This is a genomic window from Chryseobacterium sp. 2987 (assembly GCF_031456375.1).
Lineage (GTDB): Bacteria > Bacteroidota > Bacteroidia > Flavobacteriales > Weeksellaceae > Chryseobacterium > Chryseobacterium vaccae.
Window position 1 is genome coordinate 232,149 of sequence record NZ_JAVDUN010000006.1, and the last position, 24,282, is coordinate 256,430.

15 protein-coding genes are annotated in these 24,282 nt (G+C 38.6%); 14 read left to right on the forward strand and 1 reads right to left on the reverse strand.

The genetic code is table 11. The features are described 5' to 3' along the window. Window positions 1-33: 33 nt before the first annotated feature. Window positions 34-3,402 carry a transcription-repair coupling factor gene (gene mfd, locus J2Y40_RS18690; RefSeq protein ID WP_153399954.1) on the reverse strand — a complete coding sequence of 1,123 codons (3,369 nt, stop codon included), beginning with the start codon at window positions 3,400-3,402 and terminating at the stop codon, window positions 34-36. Window positions 3,403-3,657: 255 nt separating this feature from the next. Here mfd and J2Y40_RS18695 point away from each other — a divergent pair, with 255 nt between their 5' ends. From J2Y40_RS18695 to J2Y40_RS18760, 14 genes are all read left to right on the forward strand, one after another. Further along, window positions 3,658-4,050, forward strand: coding sequence for a hypothetical protein (locus J2Y40_RS18695; protein ID WP_153397404.1), 393 nt, complete (start codon window positions 3,658-3,660; stop codon window positions 4,048-4,050). A gap of 178 nt (window positions 4,051-4,228) precedes the next feature. Continuing rightward, complete coding sequence (locus J2Y40_RS18700; RefSeq protein WP_082377044.1) at window positions 4,229-4,474, forward strand: hypothetical protein; 246 nt, start codon at window positions 4,229-4,231, stop codon at window positions 4,472-4,474. Between the two features lie 368 nt (window positions 4,475-4,842). After that, window positions 4,843-6,342, forward strand: a complete 1,500-nt coding sequence (locus J2Y40_RS18705) for a GH3 auxin-responsive promoter family protein (RefSeq protein WP_310000698.1) — start codon at window positions 4,843-4,845, stop codon at window positions 6,340-6,342. Between the two features lie 69 nt (window positions 6,343-6,411). Further along, the gene (locus J2Y40_RS18710) at window positions 6,412-6,774 is read left to right on the forward strand and encodes a hypothetical protein (RefSeq protein ID WP_153397400.1); all 363 of its coding nucleotides are present in this window, start codon (window positions 6,412-6,414) and stop codon (window positions 6,772-6,774) included. A 93-nt stretch (window positions 6,775-6,867) separates the two neighbouring features. Next, window positions 6,868-8,103: an MFS transporter gene (locus J2Y40_RS18715; RefSeq protein WP_153397398.1), complete on the forward strand. Its 1,236-nt coding sequence runs from the start codon at window positions 6,868-6,870 to the stop codon at window positions 8,101-8,103. A 546-nt stretch (window positions 8,104-8,649) separates the two neighbouring features. Continuing rightward, window positions 8,650-10,740 carry a T9SS type B sorting domain-containing protein gene (locus J2Y40_RS18720; protein WP_310000701.1) on the forward strand — a complete coding sequence of 697 codons (2,091 nt, stop codon included), beginning with the start codon at window positions 8,650-8,652 and terminating at the stop codon, window positions 10,738-10,740. Window positions 10,741-11,083: 343 nt separating this feature from the next. Continuing rightward, window positions 11,084-11,689 (forward strand): lipopolysaccharide assembly protein LapB, encoded by a 606-nt coding sequence (locus J2Y40_RS18725; RefSeq protein WP_153397394.1) that lies wholly within the window; start codon window positions 11,084-11,086, stop codon window positions 11,687-11,689. Between the two features lie 177 nt (window positions 11,690-11,866). Further along, window positions 11,867-13,945, forward strand: a complete 2,079-nt coding sequence (locus tag J2Y40_RS18730) for a T9SS type B sorting domain-containing protein (protein ID WP_153397392.1) — start codon at window positions 11,867-11,869, stop codon at window positions 13,943-13,945. Window positions 13,946-14,048: 103 nt separating this feature from the next. Continuing rightward, a complete protein-coding gene (locus tag J2Y40_RS18735; protein WP_310000702.1) occupies window positions 14,049-16,166 on the forward strand; it encodes a T9SS type B sorting domain-containing protein in 2,118 nt (705 codons plus the stop codon). Window positions 16,167-16,319: 153 nt separating this feature from the next. Beyond that, window positions 16,320-17,909 (forward strand): replicative DNA helicase, encoded by a 1,590-nt coding sequence (gene dnaB, locus J2Y40_RS18740; protein WP_153397388.1) that lies wholly within the window; start codon window positions 16,320-16,322, stop codon window positions 17,907-17,909. Between the two features lie 21 nt (window positions 17,910-17,930). Further along, window positions 17,931-18,407 carry a ribonuclease HI gene (rnhA, locus tag J2Y40_RS18745; RefSeq protein ID WP_153397386.1) on the forward strand — a complete coding sequence of 159 codons (477 nt, stop codon included), beginning with the start codon at window positions 17,931-17,933 and terminating at the stop codon, window positions 18,405-18,407. A 163-nt stretch (window positions 18,408-18,570) separates the two neighbouring features. After that, window positions 18,571-20,820, forward strand: coding sequence for a lectin-like domain-containing protein (locus J2Y40_RS18750; protein WP_153397385.1), 2,250 nt, complete (start codon window positions 18,571-18,573; stop codon window positions 20,818-20,820). Window positions 20,821-21,270: 450 nt separating this feature from the next. After that, window positions 21,271-23,532, forward strand: a complete 2,262-nt coding sequence (locus J2Y40_RS18755; RefSeq protein WP_310000703.1) for a T9SS type B sorting domain-containing protein — start codon at window positions 21,271-21,273, stop codon at window positions 23,530-23,532. A 105-nt stretch (window positions 23,533-23,637) separates the two neighbouring features. Continuing rightward, window positions 23,638-24,264: an NAD(P)H-dependent oxidoreductase gene (locus tag J2Y40_RS18760; RefSeq protein WP_310000704.1), complete on the forward strand. Its 627-nt coding sequence runs from the start codon at window positions 23,638-23,640 to the stop codon at window positions 24,262-24,264. Window positions 24,265-24,282: the final 18 nt, after the last annotated feature.

Genomic DNA, 24,282 nt, shown 5'->3' on the forward strand with positions numbered 1-24,282 from the left:
ATTTTTTATCAAAAAAAACGTCATTCTATCCATTTATTCATGTCCTATGATTGCCTTTAGAAGACTATTCACTTCATCCACATTTTTTACTTTTTCTTTTCTCATCATCAACTGATTACCTTCCTTTCCGATTTTTTCTTTCAGCTGAGCTTCAGTCGGATTCTGAGTTAAATAGTTGATGATATGCCTGAAGCGGTCGGTCTGATAAAATTTATCCTGAGGATTACCTGGAAAATATCCCAGGAACACCCCGTTTTTCATCACGATTTTATCAAATCCTATATCTGCTGCAAGCCATTTCAGGGAGACACTTTTTAATAAATTTACCGCCTCTTTGGGAAGCGGACCGAAACGATCAATCAGTTCAAGTTCAAACTTGTGAAGTTCTTTTTCACTGTTGATCTCTGCAATTTTCTGATAAAGCAGCAGCCTCTCCTCTGTATTAGAAATATAAAAGTCAGGTAACATTAATTCAAGATCAGTATCGATATTAACATCCTTTACAGACTTGAAGAGCTTCTGACGGTCTTCCTCATTTTCAAATAAGTTTTCAAAATCGGCATCGTCTTTCAACTCCTCCAGCGCTTCCTGCATTAGTTTCTGATAGGTTTCAAAGCCCATCTCATTGATAAAGCCGCTCTGCTCTGCTCCCAGAAGATCTCCGGCTCCCCGGATTTCCAGGTCTTTCATCGCGATCTGAAAGCCACTCCCTAAATCAGAAAACTGTTCAATCGCTTCAAGACGTTTACGGGCATCAGAAGTGATCATATCATAAGGAGGGGTGATCAGATAGCAGAAAGCCTTCCTGTTGCTTCGTCCTACTCTTCCTCTCATCTGGTGAAGATCGGCCATTCCGAAACGCTGGGCATCATTAATAAATATAGTATTGGCATTCGGAACATCCACTCCACTTTCAACAATGGTAGTAGAAACAAGAACATCATATTTTCCGTCCATAAAGTCAAGGACATTTTTTTCCAGCTGTTTTCCTTCCATCTGGCCGTGCCCTGTGATTACCCTTGCATCCGGAACCAATCTTTGGATAAGTCCTGCAATATCTTTAAGATTCTCAATCCTGTTGTTGATAAAATACACCTGCCCGTCTCTCTGAAGTTCATAAGAAACAGCATCCCGGAGCGTCTCTTCATTGAAACCGATCAAATGGGTATCAACGGGCTGTCTGTTGGGCGGTGGTGTCTTAATTACAGAAAGGTCTCTTGCTGCCATCAGGGAAAATTGCAGCGTTCTGGGAATTGGAGTTGCTGTCAGTGTAAGCGTATCTACATTACTTTTAAGAGTTTTTAGCTTATCTTTTACAGAAACACCGAATTTATGCTCTTCATCAATAATCAGAAGTCCAAGGTCTTTAAATTTCACAGAATTGCTTGCCAGCTGATGGGTCCCGATGATGATATCTACTTTTCCGTTTTTCAGATCTTCAAGTGTTTCAGATTTCTGCTTAGCAGTTCTGAAACGGTTTACATATGCAACATTCACAGGAAAATCTTTCAGTCTTTCTTTAAAACTCCTGTAATGCTGAAACGCCAGAATAGTGGTAGGAACCAGCACAGCAACCTGTTTTCCATCTGTTGCTGCTTTAAATGCTGCACGCATGGCAACTTCCGTTTTTCCGAAACCTACATCGCCACATACCAGACGATCCATCACGGTATCTGCCTCCATATCTTTTTTCACATCAATGGTAGCTTTTTCCTGATCAGGTGTATCTTCATAAATAAAGCTTGCTTCCAGCTCGTTCTGCAGATAGGAATCCGGAGTATATGCAAATCCTTTTGCTGTTTTCCGCTGTGCATATAATTTGATAAGGTCGAAAGCAATCTGTTTTACTTTCGCTTTTGTTTTCTGTTTCAAAGATTTCCAAGTTGGCGAACCAAGCTTGCTTAGGGTAATCTCTTTTCCCTCCGGACCATTATATTTCGAAATCTTATGCAGCGAGTGGATGCTCACATACAACAGGTCTCCATTTTTATACGTCAGTTTGAAACATTCCTGAATCTTTCCGTCATTATTCACTTTTACCAGTCCCATGAACTTTCCGATACCATGATCAATATGAGCAATATAATCTCCGATTTTCAATGACATCAGGTCTTTCAATGTAAGCTGCTCAGATTTGGCAAAAGTATTTTTTGCTTTATACCGCTGATATCTGTCAAAAATCTGGTGATCCGTATATACCAATAATTTATGTCCGCTGTCTACAAAACCTTCATGCAGTTCAGATTTAAAACTTTTAAAAGGGAGTTCGTGTTCCAGTTCTTCAAAAATAGACTCAAGCCTTTCTTTTTGTTTTTCTGTGGAAAACGAGATCCATGTATCGAAACCTGCATTTTGCTTTTCTTCAAGATCTTCAATAAGCAGTTCAAAATTTTTATGGAAAGACGGCTGCGGAAGCTGTTCCATTTTAATTTCTGTGAGATCTCTGAGGCCTTCCATCGAAATCCCAGCAAAATCAACCGTTGTAAATTTTTTATAATCAAATAAAAACTCCTGATCTGAAATAAACAGTTCCTGAGGTCTTCTATGAGCAATATCTTTATTCAGCGCTTCATATTTCTCAAGAGATTTTTCATAAAATGTTTTGATTTTCTGCATTCCGGTCGCTCCATTCCGGGAAATGATAAAACTCCCTTCCGGCAGAAGCTGCAGTAATGAAACCCTTGTTCCTGTCACCGAAAAATTCATATTCGAAACCAGCTGGAACTCTTTTACTTTTTCTACTGAAAGCTGGGTTTCTATATCAAATGTTTTAATACTTTCCACTTCATTTCCAAAGAAAGTAATACGGTAAGGCTTTTCGTGGGAATAAGAAAATACATCTACAATTCCCCCTCTTACTGAGAACTCTCCGGGCTCGGAAACGAAATCAGCCTGCTGAAAATGATAATGTGTAAGAAGCTCATCTACAAAATCAAAGTCCAGCTGATCTCCTGTTTTTATATGATGAGAAATGGCTTTAAAGTCTTCTTTTTTAAGAACTTTCTCCGATAAAGCTCCCGCATAGGCAACAATCACTTTGGGAGATCTCCCTGAATTGATCTTATTTAAAACCTCTGTTCTCAAAACAAGATTGGCATTCTGCGTTTTCTCAACCTGATAAGGTTCCATATGGGTTGCCGGAAAATACAAAACTTTATCTTTCCCCAGCAGATCTTCCATTTCAGTATTCGCATACAGGGCATCTTCCTTATCATCAACCAGATAAAGGATATTTTTTTTTCGTGTGAGGAAAAGCTCGGCAGTAAAAATAGAAGCTGAAGAACCAGCATTTCCCTTCACGGAAATATGCTGGCTCCCTTCCAGCTGATCAAAGATCTCTTTGCCAAATTCTTTCTGAAGCAGATCGGGAAGAAATTTTTCGTTGATAGGTTTTAGCTGCATAAATAGTAATTGTATAAACGACAAAAGCGATTTCGGAAGTTCTCCGAAACCGTGTCTGAGCGGCAAAGATACGTATATTTTTCTCTTTTTTAAGAATTCGGGTTTTGTATAAAAATTAACAAAACTTTAAAACAGATACCCAAATCTTAATTTTTTACCAATTCATTTAATTATACGTTAAAAAAATATTGTTTTTAACCCCATGGCATAAAGTTTGGAAATTTTCCTTTAACAAACTTTTAAAGAAATAGTATTATGAAAAAAGCAATTAGAATTTTAGGAATTTGTATGCTGGTATTTTTTACAGCGTTATCTTTTTCATCGTGCAGCAGAGATGATGACCCTGTAAATAATGACTTTTTTGCGGGAACCTATAAAGGCAGTGTTTCCTATAATGACGGATCTACCAACATTAATACAGACAACGGAAGTGTATTTGTGACCAAGATCGCCAGCGGTACAAAGTATAATTTTGCATTCTCTAACAGCATCCCCGATTTGAACGGAATAGAATTTGAGCAGCAAGGAGACCATACTCTGGTTATGATAGGATCTAATGCAACATCTTACATCAGAATTGATAATAATGAGCTAAAGATCTTATACATAAAAGATGGTAAAACCTGGACTGCCAACTGTACACGATAAACCAACAATTCATACTTACATCAGAGCCTGTTTAAAATAAACAGGCTCATTTTATGCCTTATATCAACGTTTTAATTTTTTTTTAAGCAGTAATAAACTTTAGTTAAGTTTAAAAACATCCGTTTTTCCAGCCCGTTTTTTGATTATCTTTACTTAAGAAAACAAACAATAAAACCCTATGAAAAAATTATTAACTGCAATGTCTTTGGTACTAGGCCTAGGGCTTGCAACTGCCCAACAGACTGCTCCTGCTTCCGGCACAGCCCCTCATCAGACTACAAAAACAGTAAAAGCTCCTGAAGCCAAAACAGCAAAACCGGCAGCCAAAATGAAAAAAGACGGTACACCGGACAAAAGATATAAGGAGAACAAAAAGCTAAAAAAAGACGGCACTCCTGACAAGAGATATAAAGAGAACAAATAAACTCAACATATAGTTGTTATTTTCATAATCAAATTTCGAAGAACCGGTGAAGTTATTCACTGGTTTTTTTTGTAACTCATAGTCTAAAGCTTCAAAAAATATGCTCAATCTGACAAATCTACGAGCGAAAATTTTTTAATACCAATTTTTTCTTCAATTCTAAACAGGATTTAAATAGAAAGAATGGCCGATATATAAGAAGATTGAAAATATATTTCACACAAGGATATTTATGTCCTGTATAAATAAGATAAACGAAACGGTATTATTTATTTTATGCTCATTTACCATCATTAAAAATCCCTAAACTTTTACACCTGAGCAAAGAAAATGGCTTAAGATTCTATACTTATTTATAAATTTGAAGCATGTTAAACTTCATCAAGAAAAATGCAGCACTGATCTGGGCAAAAAAACATGTCCGGAAAACTGAAGAATTCAAGAAAAATGCTGAACAAAACCAGGAAGCCCTGCTTCTCTCTCTTGTTAAAACTGCCCAGAAAACGCTTTTCGGGCGGGAGCATGATTTTGAGAATATCCATTCGGTACAGGAGTTTCAGAAAAGAGTTCCTGTTGCAGATTATGAAGATTTAAAACCCTATATTGAAAGAGTAAAAAGAGGGCAGGCCAATATTCTATGGACAGAAACCCCTGAATATTTTGCCAAAACATCGGGAACAACTTCGGGGTCAAAATACATTCCTATTTCCAAAGAAGGAATGCCTTTTCAGATCGCAGGTGCACAGAGTGCTCTTTTCCATTACATTGCTCAAAAGAATAACGCAGATTTCGTTAAAGGAAAAATGATCTTCCTCCAGGGTAGCCCGGAGCTGGAAGAAGTTTTCGGAATAAAAACAGGACGTCTTTCCGGCATTGTTGCCCACCACATTCCCGGTTACCTTCAAAAGAACCGTCTTCCAAGCTGGGAAACCAATATCATGGAAGACTGGGAAGCCAAGGTCGACAAAATTATCGAAGAAACAGAGAAGGAAGATATGACCCTTATCTCGGGTATTCCACCATGGCTGATCATGTATTTTGAAAAACTGACTGAAAAACATGGTAAAAAGATCAAACAGCTTTTCCCGAATCTGCAGCTTATCGTAACGGGAGGCGTTAATTACGAGCCTTACAGAGATAAAATGGAAGATCTGCTGGGTGGAAAAGTAGATACCGTACAGACCTTCCCCGCATCTGAAGGTTTTTTTGCCTTCCAGGATGATTATACGAAGGAAGGACTACTTCTTTTAACCAACCACGGAATTTTTTACGAATTTATTCCGTTAGAAGAATACGGAAAGCCCGGAGCACGACGCCTGTCATTAAAAGAGGTTGAACTTCATAAAGATTATGCTCTTATCCTGACTACCAATTCAGGTCTTTGGGCCTATTCCATCGGGGATGTAGTGAGATTTATCTGCAAAGATCCTTATAGAATTCTGGTAAGCGGCAGAACCAAACATTTCACTTCCGCTTTCGGAGAACATGTTATTGCTTTTGAGGTAGAAGAAGCAATGAAAACCGCTTTGGAGAAGTTCCCGGCGCAGATCACAGAATTCCATCTTGCACCGCAGGTGAATCCCAATGAAGGGCTTCCTTATCATGAGTGGCTGATAGAATTTGAAAAGGAACCTGAAAATATGAATCTTTTCCGAAACGAACTTGATGATCAGCTACGTAAACGCAATATTTACTATGACGATCTGATTACCGGAAATATCCTGCAGAAACTTCATATCACAAAACTGAGGAAAAACGCTTTCCATGAATATGCTAAATCCCAAGGAAAATTGGGTGGGCAGAATAAAATCCCGAGGCTGGCCAATGACAGAAAAATTGCAGATCAGTTAGAACTTCATAAATTTTAAAGATATTTTTTTAATTCCAAAAACGTATATTGGAAAAAAATTATAAATTTGAAAAACTAAAAAATAATAATGAGAGCATCTGTACTTTTAAAATCAGCTTTATTAACCTCTTTATTTGTTATCTCCTCATGTGCTACGACAAAGTACAGTGATGATATTTCAAAAAATAACTATTCTAATCTGGAAGCCGGAAGAATGTATATCGTTACCATGAAAGACGGTTCTCCGAAACAGAAAATGCTCTTTAGAAATGTAGACGGAAATAACCTCATCGGGACTGCCGGTAAGAAAGACAGTACAGAAGTAATCATTCCAAAATCTAATGTAGCTGCGGTGAAAGATAGATCTAAAGCCAGAGTAACAGCGGGTGCTACGGTAATTGGTGCTGCAGGTGTTGCCGCCATCGTGATCAGTTCACTGAGAGCAGACTAAAATAGATTTTATCTTTCAGAACTTATTTGATTTATCATTTAAAAAACAAATATACAAACAGCCTTAAATAAATATTTAGGGCTATTTTTGTGCATGATTTCTTTTACCCCGTTAAAAACATTAGAAAATATTGAATTCAGGAATCTTCTTACGGGAAGATTTTTTATTGTTTTAGCCTTCAGGATGCTTGCTACTTTATTGGGATGGTGGGTATATCAGCTGACAAAAGACCCGTTTTCAATTGGGCTGATAGGACTTTCGGAGGTGATTCCTGCGGTAAGCTGTGCGTTATATGCAGGCCATGTCATTGATATGAATGAAAAAAAGAGATTATTACTGATCTGTAACTATGCTTATATTTTCCTGATCGGACTGCTGCTGATTCCTGCTTTCTTCAGGATGGAAATGCATTTTGACGGGCATCAGACTACCTATTTTATATACGGAGTTATCTTTTTTACGGGTATTGCGCGGGCATTTATAGGACCTATTGTTCCTTCTATGATTCCTAAGATTGTAAAAAAAGAAAATCTCCCGAATGCTGTTACGCTTAATCAGGCTACATTTCTTATCTCTTCGGTATGCGGACATGCTGCAGGCGGGCTTCTGATTGGGTATTTCGGAGTAAAATGGACATTGGTAGTCATTCTTTCTCTGATATTTATTGCGTCGCTTTTCTTTTGGCAGCTGAATAAACAGTATTCGGAATATAAAAAAGAAACGGTAAATGTTGTTGACAGTATGCGTGAAGGGATTTCCTATATTTTTAAAACGAAAGAAATTTTAGGGGCGTTATGTCTTGATATGTTTGCTGTCCTTTTTGGCGGCGCTGTCGCCATGATTCCTGTTTTTGCCACAGACATACTGGATGCCGGAGCGGAAGGTTTCGGATTATTGAATGCGGCATCTGATATTGGCTCCATGTGTATCATCACTATTCTCTCGATTGTTCCGTTACGTAAAAACCAGGGAAAAATTCTTTTGGCAGTTGTTACCGGATTTGGGCTTTGCATTATTGGTTTCGGGCTTTCTAAACTGTATTGGCTTTCCTTTATATTTTTAGTGATGAGCGGAATGCTTGACGGCATTTCTGTTGTCATCCGTGGGACCATTGTACAACTTAAGACACCGGACCATATCCGGGGAAGAGTTCTGAGTGTCAATTCAATTTTTATTATGTCCAGCAATGAAATGGGTCAGTTTGAAAGCGGGCTGATGGCTAAGCTGATGGGGGTTGTACGGTCTGTTGTATTCGGGGGAAGCATGACTGTTCTGATTGCTCTACTTGTAGGAAGCACCAATCCGAAGCTGAGAAAAATGCAGTATTAATTTTTCTGACAAAATTTTTCTTTAATCAGAACAAAATTCAGAGACAATTCCCCTTTTACTTTTTCTTCTAACGTAAATACAATTCATCTACGGTTATTAAATCTTGCTATACTTTAATAGAAAGATAAAATTTGTATTACTGTAATTCATTGATAATTAAAAAAAGATTAAAATACTAAACAATTGATAATCAACAGGTGTTTTTTAAGTATATTTGATCAGGAAATATTCATTTTAATGAAAATACTATAGCAAAACGGCCTGCCCTTTTTTGTTATTTAAACCATTCGTTCAACTTTCAGGAGTGGTATTATTCATGTCTTATGGGATTACCAGGGCTATAGTTAATTCACACTAGTTTAATAAGCATTACCTTATAAAATTAAGATAAAAACATTCTGAATTTCCAGAATCATCTGTTATAAATTAATAGTTTGAGATTCAGAAACATACAATAGTTGGCCAGACTATTCGAAAATAAATCCTGTAAAAACAGGCTGCCATTAACTAAAACCTATATGAATTAACATTTTTAAATAATCAGATATGAAAAAAACTCTACTCTTTTTAATTTTATTTTTACCCATGCTCTTTTTCGCTCAGCAAGACTGCATTACAGCGATGTCGGTTTGTGGTAATTCCAATATTTCCTATATTCCCAGCGGACCCGGAGTTCAGGAATTACCTGACGGGAGCTGCGGAATTTATGAGGAAAGGTACTCTGTTTGGTATAAATTCACTATTGCAACAGCAGGAACTCTGACTTTCGTGATCACTCCTTTACAAACCGGGGCTACAGATTACGACTTTTATGTATGGGGCCCGAACGTAACCTGTGCCAATAAAGGAAATAGTATAAGATGTAATACTCTATATACATCGGGTGCTACAGGACTTAATATGACTACAACCTTTCCTTTTGCTGGTGCCGGCACAGGAAATACAAGTGATTGGGTAAGGTACATGGATGTACTACCTGGAGAAACCTATTACCTTCTGGTAAATAATTACAGTGCCAACACAAACGGATTTTCCCTTACATGGGGAGGAACCGCTACCCTGGCTTCACCTTTCAATGATCCGGCAATTACCCCTCATCCATTTGTACCTCCGGGAGTTCCGGCGGCCAATCCAGCCAACCCGTCAGAAGTAGTTATTTGTACGGACCCTGCCATTTTTGATTTTTCCACTTTAACATCAGGAATCGTAAATGGTAATGCCAATTTCGTTGTTACCTATCACACCAGCCAGAACGAAGCTCTTTCCGGAAACAATCCCATTCTGACCCCTCAAACGGTGAACACTACCGGAGTATACTATTACAGTGTTCATTATGAAGATCCTACCAATCCGAACAACCCGATAAATTCCTGCCGACAGACAGGGAAATTCAAATTCAAACAGGGGAATATAGTTGCCACAGATGCTACTTTGACGATGTGTAACAACAACGGCGCGGGAACAGCGGTTTTTAATCTGACAACCGCTAACGTATATAATGATCCAAACGGTACAGCGGTAAAAAAATATTATCCAACCATGGCTGATCTGAATGCAGGAACTAATGAGATCACCAATCCGTATGCTTACCTTTCATCAACAAATGTGATTTATGTACTGGTAACCACTCCGCAGGGATGTACTGCAACAGCCAAAATCAACTTAAATCTTTATGCTGTAGTTGCCGTAAATGATACAAGTCTCAGATCCTGCTTTATAGAATCTAATCCCGCAACCGCTTCATTTAACCTTACCAATGCAACAGTAACTTCTGTACTCGGCGCTACAAAAAGATATTTCCCGTCATTTACTGATGCTGAAAATGCAACCAATGAAATTCTGAATCCACTTACATACATTGCTCCAAGCGGCGTAATATATATAAGAGTAACCGACACCCGAGGCTGTTATTCAATTGCTAAAGTGACGTTAACGGTTATTGCGCCAGTAAAGTCAAATATTCTGGAAGATAAAATTATCTGTATTGAAGATAAAACTACTCTGGATGCAGGACCTGGGTTTGCCAGTTATGAATGGAGCACAGGAGCGACTACACAGTCCATCAGCAATGTGGGAGTAGGAACGTACTGGGTAAAACTGAATACAGGAGGATGTATTACCACACAGACTGTAAAAGTTTATGCTTCCGACCAGCCGGTAGTGTCTAATATTGATATCAGCAGCAATACCATCACAGTGAACGTGATCGGAGGAACTCCAGCCTACAAATATTCTATGGATAACATCAACTGGCAGGATTCCAATATATTTACCAACTTATCCAGAGGCGATCACAAAATCTATGTAAAAGATGCTTATGATTGCGATCCTGTTGAAATAGGCGTAGTAGTCCCCAACCTTGTGAATGTAATTACGCCAAACGGAGACGGCGTAAATGACGTGATCGATTATTCTGCCATGGCGGGTAAACAAAATCTCATATTCAGTATCTTTGACCGATATGGGACAAAAATTCATCAAGCTGATAAAAACAATGGCTATAAATGGGATGGAACCGTAACCGGCAAAAAAGTTCCTACAGGTACATACTGGTACTCCGTGACCTGGAATGAGAATGATAAAAAGAACACTTCGTTTAAATTCTCAGGATGGGTAATGGTGAAAAACAGAGAGTAATCTAATTTTAACCAATACCAGATTTATAAACGAAAAGACCGCTTCATATGAAGCGGTCTTTTCGTTTTAGCTTATTTTCATCAAGGTGATACAGTACTATTTCAACTTTAAAAGGATCAATTCCAACACGTTTTATCCATTACACAATAATTTATCTAAAAAATTGTTTTCATCTTTATAAAAAAGGATGAGAATAATAAAAACGAAAATTTCCACACACCAATCCCAAGTTAGTAATATTAAAATATAAACCCACAATACGCTTATTTTATTAAATATATCACAAATTCTTTAATTTAATTTTAATAATTTTCTATATTTGCTTAATAAAAAATTCCCCTTTATGAATAAACTTTTATTAATTTTAGGCTTTCTCATGGCTGGCTCCTGGGCATCTGCCCAAGTGTTTTCAGATCAGGCTTTACAACAGTCTGTTTTGAAGCTTAACGATGCCAGTTCAGAAAATGACTATGACACGCTTTTCAAAATATTTTCAGAAACTAACACCTCTGAAAAGTGGCAGGCTAATTATTATGCTGCTGCAACCATGTATCTGAAGACCAACTTCCTTCTGTCAAATTCTCCTAACAAAAATCTTAGCGAATCTAACGAACTGGCGAATAAACTGGCAACTCAGGCTCTTGCGTCTGAAAAGAACAATGGCGAGATTAATACCCTTTTAGGTCTCATTCATTTTCAGAAATTCAGAATAAAGACCTCTACAGATCCTCAAAAGGAACTAAAAACGGTTACAGGATATATGAAAAAAGCAGAAACGGTTTTGAAAAACAATCCAAGGCTTACGTTCTTAAAAGCAGAGCTTGCTGAAAGATCAGGCAACAAAACCGAAGCTATTAAATTGCTTCAAAAAGCAACAGCAGAATTCAATACTTCAAACTCTTCTACCGGCAGTCCAAACTGGGGCAAACAGCTAGTTGGAGCAAATTAATAATAAGATGATTGTAAGAACGCAAAAAGCTGAACTCTTGCTGTTTTCGGATTCAACACCGACAGGATTTCAAGATATACAATATATGTATAATTTTTCTTTAAAAACAGTAATAAAAAGCAACGTTCTTTTCAAAATTCAACAGTTTTAAATATTTGTTTTTTTAAATCCCCCCTTATGAAAAAAGCATTACTTGTTTTCTTAATTATATTTTCGCATATCCTATATGCACAGTCAGACTGTACCTCTGCAATGGCAGTCTGTGGAAACTCCAATATTTCCTACACCCCAAGCGGCCACGGAGACATTGAAGAAGAACTGGGAGGATGTCTGTCTGTAGATGAAACATTTTCTGTATGGTATTCTTTTACTGTAGAGACAGGCGGAACCCTTACCTTTGAAATTGTCCCTAATAATCAGGGCGACGATTATGATTTCGGGGTATATGGTCCTAATAGGCCGTGTGGTAATTTAGGAGGTCCTATCCGTTGTTCATATTCAGGAACCCCTGGAAATACCGGCCTTAGTATGACTGCAACCGATACTACAGAAGGTGCGGGCGGAGACAAATGGGTTAAATACCTTGATGTACTTCCCGGACAGACTTATTATATCGTAATTAACAATCACAGGGAAACGGCTAACGGATTCCAATTATCATGGGGAGGAACAGCTACTCTATCTTCTCCGTTTACAGATCCTGCTGTGCAGCCTTATCCATTCAATCCACCAGGAATTCCGGCTGCAAATCCAGCAGATCCAAGAGAAGTAATTGTTTGTACCAATCCGGCGATTTTTGACTTTTCAACGTTATCAACAGGTATACTTAATGGTAATCCTAACTTCAGAATTACTTATCATACAAGCCAGAATGACGCCCTGATCGAAAGCAATGCAATTACCACTCCTATTACAATTAATACTACAGGTATTTACTATTACAGTATTAGCTATACTGATCCTACGAATCCGGACAATCCAATCAACAAATGCAGGCAGACCGGTAAGTTTAAATTTAAGGATGGAAGCATTGTTGCTACCGATGCCACACTTACTCAGTGTAACAATAATAATGCGGGTACTGCAACGTTTGATCTGACCTCAGCCAATGTATTTGGAGATCCAACAGCAACTAAGAAATACTACCCTACTATGTTCGACCTGAATGCAGGTACTAACGAAATTACAGGTAGCTCTCTGTATCAGTTTGTTTCTGCGGAAGGAAAAATTTTCGTAAAAGTAACTTCTCAATTCGGATGTATTGATGTTGCAGAGATCACCCTTAAATTCCACCCGGTAGTTACTGTAACTGATGCTTTTTTAAGAACATGTTTCCTTGAAAGTAATCCTTCTCTTGGAGAATTCAATCTTACCAACGCAACAGTAACCACTGTACTCGGCGCTACGAAAAAATATTACCCTTCACTTACAGATGCAATAGATGGTACTAATGAGATTTTAGCTCCGCTTACTTACACAGCACCAAGCGGTGTAGTATTTGTAAAAGTATTCAACAACCAGGGTTGTTATGCCATTGCTAAAGTGACCTTAACGGTTATTGCACCGGTAAAATCTAATGTTCTCGAAGATAAAATTATCTGTATTGAAGATAAAACTACTCTGGATGCAGGACCTGGGTTTGCCAGCTATGAATGGAGCACAGGAGCGACTACACAATCCATCAGCAACGTGGGAGTAGGAACTTACTGGGTAAAACTGAATACAGGAGGATGTATCACTCTGCAAAAGGTAAAAGTATATGCTTCTGAACAGCCAGTAATATCTAATGTTGATATCAGCAGCAATACCATCACAGTGAACGTGATCGGAGGAACTCCGGCCTACAAATATTCTATGGATAACATCAACTGGCAGGACTCTAATGTATTTACCAACTTATCCAGAGGCGATCACAAAATCTATGTAAAAGATGCTTATGATTGTGACCCTCTTGAAATAGGTGTAGTAGTTCCTAACCTTGTGAATGTAATCACACCAAACGGAGACGGCGTAAATGATGTGATCGATTATTCTGCTATGGCGGGTAAACAAAACCTTATATTCAGTATCTTTGACAGATACGGAACAAAAATCCACCAGGCTGATAAAACCAACGGATACAAATGGGACGGAACCGTAGGAGGTTTAAAAATCCCAACCGGAACTTACTGGTACTCTGTAACCTGGAATGAAAACGACAAAAAGAATACTTCGTTTAAATTCTCAGGATGGGTAATGGTAAAAAACAGAGAATAATTCTTTAATAAACATAAAAAACCGCTCTACGGGGCGGTTTTTTCAACATAAATGCTGAATCAAATTATTTGTTTAACTTGTTTCATTAAAAAATCGTTTAAAAATGAAAAAAACACTACTTCTTTTTATCCTATTTCTATCGCAGGTATTTTACTCGCAGTCCGACTGCGTCACTGCAATTCCGGTCTGTGGGAACTCGAATATCTCGTATGACCCTAAAGGACCAGGGGTTGTTGTAGACATACCAAAACCACCGAATGTTCCTGCCAACCTTTGCCTAAAAGATGGTGAGCACTTTTCCGTATGGTATTCGTTTACGATAGGACAATCCGGTACTCTTACATTTGAAATCACCCCAAATGTTGACCCGAACGGACCTCATAATGATGCCAACAGTGCAGATTACGACTGGGCCGTATGGGGACCAAGCCCTGTCTGCGGAAGTATCGAGAGTTTAGGATCTCCTATTCGTTGTAACTACGCACCCAGAACAGGAGACTGGCCTTATCCTACAGGATTGGCATCCCCTGCACCTAACGGTAGTTACGAAGCTCCAATGAATGTAGTAGCCGGCCAGACTTATGTATTACTGGTAGACAACTTCAGTCATAATACTTTAGGGTTCTCATTAACTTGGGGAGGAACAGCTACTTTAGCATCACCTTTCAACCACCCGACACTTTCTCCTAATCCATTCCTTCCTCCGGGAGGAGCGGGGCCAACCCCTACTTCTCCTCGTGAAGTGCCAATCTGCTCACTTCCGTCTTTATATGATTTTACTACTCTTAGTAATAATATTGTCAATGGTAATGAACATTTCTCTGTAACGTACCACCGTAATAACAACGATGCTCTTACAGGTGATGCCCCTATCGAAACTCCTATTACCGTAAATGGAACATCTACTTATTTCTACAGAGTAAAGTATACTGACCCTGATGATCCAAACAATGCACTGAACAAATGTTTCATTACAGGAAGCTTTAAATTTAAAGAAGTTAAAATTACCGGCAGGGACGCAACCGTTTTAGGTTGTAATAACAAGGAAGAAGGCACAGCAAAATTCGATCTGACTACCGCAGACATATTCACAGGTACGGTTACGAAGAAGTACTACCCTACCATGGCTGACCTGAACGCAGATACGAATGAGATCACTGACCCGGCTAACTATGTTTCCAATGAAAAAATAGTATATGCAAAATTAATTTCTGTGCATGGATGTACAGCTATAGCCGCTATCAGACTATCATTCTATCCGGTTGTGAAGCTTAAAGATGCTGTTATTGAAGAATGTTATCTTGAAAATAATACTACATCATCTGTATTCAATCTTACCCTTGCAAATATTGGTGCACTTGATGCAGATATTAAAAAATATTACAAAACGTTAGAGGACGCCGTTGAAGAAACAAATGCTATTCAAAATCCTGAAAATCACATGACTGAAAGTACAGTAGTTTATGTAAGGGTAACGAATGCCACTCAATGTTACTCAATTGCTAAAATCACACTAACAGTACTTCCTCCGGTAAAATCTACCGTATTGAAAGACAAAACAATTTGTGCTGAAGCCAAAACAACATTGGATGCAGGACCTGGATTTGACGGATACGAATGGAGCACTGGTGAAAAGACACAGTCCATCAGCAATGTAGGAATAGGAGTACACTGGGTAAAACTGAAAACCGGAAAATGTTTCACTCTTCAGATGGTAACGGTACGTGCTTCTCAGCAGCCTGTTATCTCTAGTGTGGAAATCACTAACAATACAATCAAAGTAAATGTTACCGGAGGAACAGCACCGTATAAATATTCAATAGACGGTTTAACATGGCAGGATTCTGATACATTTACAGGACTTCCGAGAGGGGAAAATGAAGTATATGTAAAAGACTCATACAACTGTAACCCGATCCATATCACCATTACAGTACCTAACCTGATTAATGCAATTACTCCGAACGGAGATAAAGTAAATGACGAGATTGATTACTCCGCATTATCTTACAAAAAGAATCTGATCTTCATTGTTTATGACAGATACGGAAACAAATTGCATGAAGCAGACAAATTTAAAGGCTACAAATGGGACGGAACGGCATTTGGCAAAAGAATCCCTACAGGAACCTACTGGTACACCATATCATGGAACGAAAATGATAAAAACAGCACTGAAATTAAATATTCAGGCTGGATACTGTTAAAAAATAAAGATTAAACAACTTTAAAATATCCGGAAAATCACCTCAGCAATGGGGTGATTTTTTTATCCACAAACCTTATCTTCTGTTAACAGCCTGTTCCGAAAGATTGTGAACAATTTGTTAAATACTCACTTTAAATTATTTTTTAAATAAACTATCTTTGCACCATGGCGCAGAAAGAAACATTATCATCCCTTACCCACGGAAACTTTGCAAAAGAATTGTCAATTGCGGATGGGAAAATGCCTCCTAATGCAGTAGACTTCGAAAGACTGGTAATCGGAACTTTTTTAATTGACAAAAAAGGTCTGGACCACTCTATTGACCTTCTTACTCCGGAAGTTTTTTACGACCCAAGACATCAGATTATCTTTTCTTCGATATTAAAGCTTTACGAAGGCAATCACCCTGTAGACTTAATGACCATTATCCAGGACCTGAAAAAAACAGATAAGCTCATTCAGGCGGGGGGTGATCATTATATCATTGATCTCACTATGGGAGTAAGTTCATCCGCCCATATTGAATACCATGTACGTGTTATTCTTGAAAAATATATTTTAAGAAGTCTCATCAATGTTTCAGCTAATGTGATTGACTCTTCCTATAAAGAATCTACCGATGTATTTGAACTTCTAGACAAAGCTGAACAGTCATTCTTTGAAATCACCAACGGAACCATCAAAAAAGGTTTTGACACCGCCAACTCATTGGTAAAACAAGCTATTGACACCATCAAATCTCTGAAAGACAAACAAGGGCTTTCGGGAGTTCCGTCCGGATTCAGGGATGTAGATAAAGAAACGGGGGGCTGGCAAAATTCCGACCTTATTATTATTGCCGCACGTCCGGCGATGGGTAAAACGGCCTTTCTTCTTTCCATGGCAAGGAATATCGCCGTAGGACATAAAATCCCTATGGCATTATTCTCTCTGGAGATGGCATCCGTACAGCTTATCACCAGAATGATCGCATCAGAGACCAGAATCTCATCTGAAAAACTGAGAAAAGGAACTCTTGATGATGAAGAATGGCAGAGACTATTTTCCAATGTATCTGAACTGGAAAACGCACCACTGTATATTGATGAAACCCCTTCCCTATCTATATTTGACTTCCGTGCCAAATGCCGAAGACTGGTTATGCAGCATGGCGTAAGACTGATCATGGTGGATTACCTTCAGCTGATGACGGCCGGCAGCGGCGGGAAAGGCGTAGGAAACCGTGAACAGGAAATCTCTATGATCTCCCGTTCATTAAAAGCCATCGCAAAAGAATTAAATGTCCCGGTAATTGCACTTTCCCAGCTTTCACGAAGCGTGGAAACACGCCCTGGAAAAAGACCTCAGCTTTCCGATCTAAGGGAATCCGGAGCGATTGAACAGGATGCGGATATCGTATCATTTATTTTCAGACCTGAATATTACAAGATTACGGTATGGGATAATGACGAAGAAGGACAGGAAACCTCTACTGAAAATCAGGCTGAGCTGATCATCGCAAAACACAGAAACGGTGCAACTGCAGATGTAAGATTGTCCTTCCTGAAACATTTTGCAAAATTCGGAGATATTGAAGCAGCTCTTGACGGGGGTGCAGGAGGATATCCGTCTAATTTCGGATCTAATGAACCTAGTGGATTTGACAAGATAAAAACCACTATTCAGCCTGGAGCAGCATTTGATCTTCCGGATAGTTCAAAACTTTCAGGATCATCCATGAATGATTTTGATGATGATGATGATTTCCCTTTCTAATTTTTTAGCCTTGTAAAGTACTTGAAAATCGAAATATACACTGACGGAGCCTGTAGCGGAAATCCCGGAAAAGGAGGATATGGCATTCTCATGCGTGTGCCTGAAAAAAATTATCAGAAAACTTTTTCCAAAGGTTTCAGAAAAACCACCAACAACAGAATGGAGCTTCTTGCTGTGATTACCGCCTTGGAAAAACTGAAATCAACAGAAAATGATATCCATGTTTATACAGACAGTAAATATGTTGCCGATGCCATCAATCAGAATTGGCTTTCCGGATGGATTAAAAGAGGCTGGAAAAATGTAAAAAATCCGGATCTCTGGAAAAGATTTGCAGAACTCTATAAAATTCATACCCCAAAAATGCACTGGATAAAAGGGCACGCAGGGCATTTTGAGAATGAATTATGTGATAAACTGGCCGTGGCGGCCGCGGCTTCTGCAGATTTAGAAGTTGACAATTATTTTGAAGGGCTGGAAAACAATACACTTTTTTGATTTAATTTTTATCAATTCTAAAATTGAATTGAAAACATTCACTATTTCATCTAAGCTTTAACTATATTTTGAATATTTTATATCATTATAAGTAAAATTAACATTATATTTATTAATCAGGATTTAATATATTTACACATCTAATAAAAATAAATCTGATTCAATGAATAAAAATTTATTGTCTTATATTTTTCTCCTGTTATGTTTTTTACCAGGAGCTCTATTTTCTCAAACCTATCAACTTGCTGGAAATCCGGTAAATACAACAGGATGGACCATGGTTTCACCCACCCAGGTTAATGGCGATTTTATACAACTGACACCGGATACCAATAGCCAATCCGGATCGATCAGGCTGAACGATCCTATCAATCTGAAATACTGTGACAAATGGAGAGTAGAATTTGATTTCAGAATGGATTCTAACCAGACAGCCAATGGAGACGGAATTGCTTTTTGGTATTTAGCAAACCCCCCGGCTACAAGTGTACAAGGTGCCGGTATTGGAGTTTCTCAAAATGCAGTTGGTTTTATTGTAGGGTTTGACAGTTATAATAATACAACCGCTGCAACAATGAGCAAAGTACATGTTGCTTACGGGCAGGTTGTTAACACAAACGACACGAATAATGTAGAATTTTTCAATGTTCCGGGAAGCTCTTTTCATTCACCGGATCTGAATTCAACCCAGCCTTTTCAGGGTACCACATTCAAACACGTTGAAGTAACGGCTCAGGTAGATCCGGCAGCTCCAGCTAACTGGATTGTACAGATAAAAATTGATAATAATGTAATCTGCAACCAGTCTTTTACTCCTTCAGGTGCTGCTGCCGCAATGACTATAGGATATTTTGGTTTTTCAGCATCTACAGGAGGTGCAAGATCCAGACATTCCATTAAAAATGTAAAAATCTATACAGATAAAGTTCCTATTCTTCAGCCTACTGCTACACAGTCTTTCTGCCCGAATCCAAGTACCGGATACGGATCTGTAAACTTAACGACTTTCAACTCTCAGTTTGTCAGTAATCCATCAGCGTATACCTTCACCTATTTACAGGGATCAACACCGATAACCAATCCAACAAACTTTCAGTTCAACGCCAACACAACCGTTACTGTTATTGTAAAAGACAACGCCGGAGTATTGTGTGATAACCCGGATGGAAAGATTCAGCTGGTACTTGCACCATTCACTGCTAACGACAGAATCCTTACCGCCTGTAATAACAATAAATCAGGAAAGGCAATTTTCAATCTTGAATCCGCCAACGTAACTGGTGTTCCGGGTGTTAGCAAAAAATATTACAGAACCCTCAATGACTTAAATGCCGGGACAAACGAAATTACGAATCCTTCCAGCTATCTGTCTCCCGCCGGATCAGTATATGTAAAAGTAACAACTCCTCTGGGATGTACAGGAACAGCTAAAATCGATCTTACATTCTACCCGGATACACCTGTAAAAGAAGCCACTCTGGAGTCCTGCTTCATAGAAACCAATGTTACGAATGGAATATTTGATCTTACTTCTGCTGATGTAACTTCATTAACAGATCCGCCAAAAAAATATTATACAAGTATCGCAGATGCTCTGGCTGGTACCAACGAGATCATGAATCCCAATCTGTATATGTCCGCAAGCACCGCTGTATTTGTAAAGATAACAGATACCAATGGATGTTTTGCCATTGCAAAAATCAACCTTGTTGTACTTCCTCCGGTGAGATCCTCAGTTTTAAAAGATAAAATCATCTGTGTGGATGCCAGAACCAATCTTGATGCCGGCCCAGGCTTCGATGGCTATGAATGGAGTACAGGAGCAAAAACCTCTTCTATCCAAGGAGTGGGTGTTGGCCAGTATTGGGTAAGGTTAAAAACAGGTGACTGTATCACCACCCAATTAGTTAAGGTCATTGCTTCTGCTAATCCTGTTATTACCAGTATAGAGATCAGCAATACAACCGTTATAGTGAATGTATCAGGAGGTACTCCTCCCTACAGATATTCTCTGGATGGCCTCAACTGGCAGGATTCAAATACTTTCACAGGACTGCACAGAGGAGAAGCTAAAGTACATGTAAAAGATTTCTATAACTGTGAACCTGTAGCGATACAGATCACCGTTCCAAATCTGATCAATGCCATCACTCCTAACGGGGACAACATCAACGACGTAATTGACTACTCTATACTTGCTTACAAGAAGAATCTGGTGTTCACCGTATATGACAGATACGGCAATAAACTATATGAAGCCGATAAAATGAGAAACTTCACATGGGATGGAACAGCATCAGGAAAAAAGATCCTTACAGGAACTTACTGGTACAGCATCTCATGGAATGAAAATGACAAGAACAATACCGCTACAAAATATTCTGGCTGGATATTGGTAAAAAACAGAGAATAATTGTCCCGTATAAAAATCACTCCTCCCCTGGAGTGATTTTTTTATAAGCAAAACTAAAAAGTATCTAAGCAAACTAACACAGTCTTATTAATTTAACCGTAGTTCGGGTTAAGGAAGTTTAAATATAAAAGGTTGGAAGATGGAAGAAGGAGGTTGGAAGTCACTTTTGACTATAAATACTGAAAACCTCTGTAAAATCAAATTAGCTAAAAAAGATGGCAATCTATTATTGATGACCTTCAGAACCTCCCTCTTCCATCCCCAGCTTCCAAGCTCTATAAATCAAAAATTCTCATCCCGCCTCACGTTAATTTATTTATCCATTTCTCATAGATACATTAAATTAATTAACAAATTGACAATTTATATTATGTAATTGACAATTATACATTACATATCACGAACCAAAATAAATATATTTACAAGTACAACCCAAAACTAATCCACTTCATGAAAAGAAAACTACTCTTTTATTATTTAACCATTTTATTAGGCTTCTCAGGGCAAACGTTTTCTCAAACCTACCAGCTTACAGGCAATCCTGTAAATACTACCGGGTGGGATCTTGTATCAAACGCAGCAGTCAGTGGTGATTTTATAAGACTTACCACAGATAACACCAGCCTGTATGGAGCCATAAAATTAGCCACTCCCATTACATTGAGCTATTGTGACAAATGGAAAGTGGAATTCGACTTTAGAATTGACGGAAACGGAACCACCCAATTCGGAAGAGGTGACGGTTTCACCTTCTGGTATCTTGCCAATCCCCCTACAGGATTCGTTTCAGGAGGAGGTTTGGGAGTTCCCGGAAATGCATCAGGGCTAATGGTTGGTTTTGATATTTTCAACAATACCACAGAAGGCCAGATGAGCAAAGTACATCTTTTGTATGGAACGAATGATACCGCCGGAAACAATATCGAATTTAACAACACTCCCGGAAGTACATTTCACTCTCCGGATCTGAATCCTACCCAGCCATTTGTTGGACCAGATTTTAGACACGTAGAAGTAAACGGCGAAACAGATCTTACCAACCCTGACAGATGGATTATTAAGATTAAAATCAACGGCGTACAGATTGTTGATCAATCTTTTGCTCCGTCAGGAGGAGCAGTGGGAATGTCTCAGGGATATTTTGGATTCTCGGCAGCCACCGGAGGTGCAAGTGCCAGACATTCCATTAAAAATGTAAAAGTTTATGTAGATAAAGTTCCTATTCTTAACAATACGGTAACTCCTTTTGTCTGCACCAATCCTGCTACAGGAAACGGCATTGTAGACCTTACTTCTTATAATGCCCAGTTTGTTAATAATCCTGGCAATTATGTTTTCACCTATTATGTATTGGGAAGCTCTACTCCTATTTCCAATCCTACCAGCTTCCAATATTCTGGAAATACAACAATCAAAGTGGTGATCAAAGATCCCAGCTCTACCCTGTGTGACAACGGAGATGGCGTCATACAACTGAATCCAACTCCATTTGCGGCAGACAATGCTACCTTAACAGGATGTAATAACAACAATGCGGGAACCGCAACATTTGATCTTACCTCCGCAGCAGTCACCAACATTCCGGGATGTATTAAAGAGTTTTACAATACAATGCATGATCTGAATGCAGGGATCAATCAAATTCCCAACCCTACCGCTTATGCTTCCGGAGCTGCAACCATATTCGTAAAGGTAACTACCCCCCAAGGATGCGTAAGTACATCAAAAATAACATTAAACCTTCATCCAATAGTAACAGTAACGGATGCTCCTTTAAGATCATGTTTCCTTGAAGCCAATCCTTCACTGGGAACATTCAACCTGAGTAATGCTACGGTAACCACAGTAACAGGAGCTACTAAAAAATACTATCCTTCTCTGACAGATGCCATTGACGGAACCAATGAAATTTTAAACTTCCTTGCTTATACGGCTCCAAGCGGTGTCATCTATGTAAAAGTTTTCAATACACAGGGCTGCTATTCTATTGCAAAGGTCACTCTGACAGTTATTGCTCCGGTAAAATCCAATGTTTTAGAAGATAAGATTATCTGTATTGAAGATAAGACAACACTGGATGCAGGACCAGGATTCAGTAGCTATGAATGGAGCACAGGAGCAACCACACCGTCTATCAGCAATGTAGGCGTTGGAACATATTGGGTAAAACTGAATACAGGAGGTTGTATTACTACACAAACAGTAAAAGTTTATGCTTCCGAACAGCCAGTAGTAACCAGTATTGACATTTCAGGAAGTACAGTGACCGTTTTCACCAATGGCGGAACTCCTCCGTACCAATATTCAATGGACAATGTACATTGGCAGGAGTCCAATATCTTCACCAATGTGGCCAGAGGAGAAACCAAAATATACGTTAAAGACAGCTATGATTGTGATCCTATTATCGTCAATATTACCGTACCTAATCTTATCAATGTAATTACTCCAAACGGAGACGGTGTAAATGATGCTATTGACTATTCTGCACTGGCAGGAAAGCTCAATCTGGAAATAGGAATATTTGACAGATACGGATACAAACTTTTCCTTGCAGACAAATCCAACAAGTACAGATGGGACGGAACCACCAATGGAAGCAAAAAAGTCCCTACCGGAAATTACTGGTATTCTGTAACATGGAATGAAAATAACAAAAACAGAACCCCAATAAAATTCTCAGGATGGATCATGGTAAAGAATAGAGAATAATTCATCATTATCAGTTTTAATATTTGAAATCACTTCGGAAACGGAGTGATTTTTTTATTTGATTTTAAACACGCTTTATTCGCATTCAATTCTTAAATTTGTCCTATGAATTATTTGGAAGCTTTAAGCAGAAGATATTCTGTGAAGAAATTTAACCATGAGATCATTCCTCAGGAAATCCTGCATAATATTCTTGAATCAGGAAAACTGTCGGCCAGCTCATTGGGACTTCAACCTTACAAAATCTTTGTTGTTGAAAGTGAAGAAATGAAGCAGAAGTTAATTCCTGCTTTCTATAATCCTTCTCAAATTTCTACGTGCTCCCATCTCATTGTGATCATTTCAAAGAAAACCATTGAGGAAAACTATATCCGGGGATACTTCAGTCATATTTCTGAAGTAAGGGAAACTCCGTTGGAAAATCTCGATCTTTTTAAAAAAAGCATTACCCAGCATATCAGCCAGAAAACACAGGATGAAATTTTCACGTGGGCAGAAAAACAATCTTATATAGTACTGGCCAATATGATGTATGCCGCCGCTATCGAGAATATTGACTCATGCCCTATGGAAGGCTTCCGGCAGGATGTGATAGAAGAAGTTCTGAATATCAATCCCGAAACCGAAAAAGTAACCGTTACCCTCGCTTTAGGGTACCGTTCCGAGGAAGATCACTTCCAACACATGAAAAAAGTACGAAAACCAAACGAAAAATTGTTTAAATTTATTTGATATTAAACGATTGTACCT